Origin of the sequence: Pseudoalteromonas sp. BSi20480, assembly GCF_000241365.1 — a bacterium.
Lineage (GTDB): Bacteria > Pseudomonadota > Gammaproteobacteria > Enterobacterales > Alteromonadaceae > Pseudoalteromonas > Pseudoalteromonas marina.
In genome coordinates this window covers 1-865 of the sequence record NZ_BADX01000123.1, presented here as the reverse complement: position 1 = coordinate 865, position 865 = coordinate 1, and the positions used below count along the sequence as shown (strand labels likewise).

The following is an 865-nucleotide window of genomic DNA, read 5'->3' as shown; positions in this document are numbered from 1 at the left end:
ATTAAAGAAGCCGTCAAAACGATTAAGAAATACAAGCCTGAGCGCATCGTAATTGAAGCCACTGGTAGGCTTGAAATGCCCTTTATTTTGGCTTGCGCTAATGCCAATTTACCTTTCACAATCGCTAACCCTATTCATGTTAAACGGTTTGCGGGAGCAATAGGTCAACGAGCCAAAACCGATAAGCTTGATGCGCAATTAATTGCGCATTATAGTGAAGCGATTAAACCTAAATTATCACAGCTTAAGCCAGATACCATGCAGGCAATGAGTGATTTAGTGACTCGACGTAACCAGTTGCTTACGATGCAAACAATGGAGAAAAATCGCTTACAAATAATGCCCAAAGCATTGGCGATGACAATCAAACCAGTACTAACTTTATTTAATAATCAGATAAAAAAGATTGAAGAAAAAATCGTTAAACTCATTGAAAGCTGCCCTGAATACCAGGCTAAAAATACGATATTACAGAGTATGACTGGTATTGGAAAAATAGCTGCTGCATCAATCATCAGTAACCTACCTGAGCTGGGTTACATCAACAGCAAACAAGCAAGTAGCCTGATTGGTGTTGCCCCAATGAACCGAGAAAGTGGTCGATATAAAGGCCATCGAAAAATTCAGGGTGGTCGACCTCAAGTGAGAACGGTTTTATACATGGCGATGATGTCAGCGATGCAATCAAACCCAGTTTTCAAAGTAACATATCAACGTTTATTAGCAGCAGGGAAACCCAAAAAAGTAGCCATCATCGCCTGTATTAGAAAGATGATTGTGATATTAAATTCGATGCTAAGAGACGGTGTAATGTGGGAAGCGCCAAAAGTTAATAATTAACTATTGACGCCATAGTCTCTTGTTA

General features: G+C 39.5%; 1 protein-coding gene. It reads left to right on the top strand.

What is annotated here, in order from left to right:
- The coding region (locus tag P20480_RS06240) for an IS110 family RNA-guided transposase (RefSeq protein WP_033025628.1) at nt 1–840 on the top strand (840 nt) is incomplete at its 5' end.
- Between the last annotated feature and the right edge of the window lie 25 nt (nt 841–865).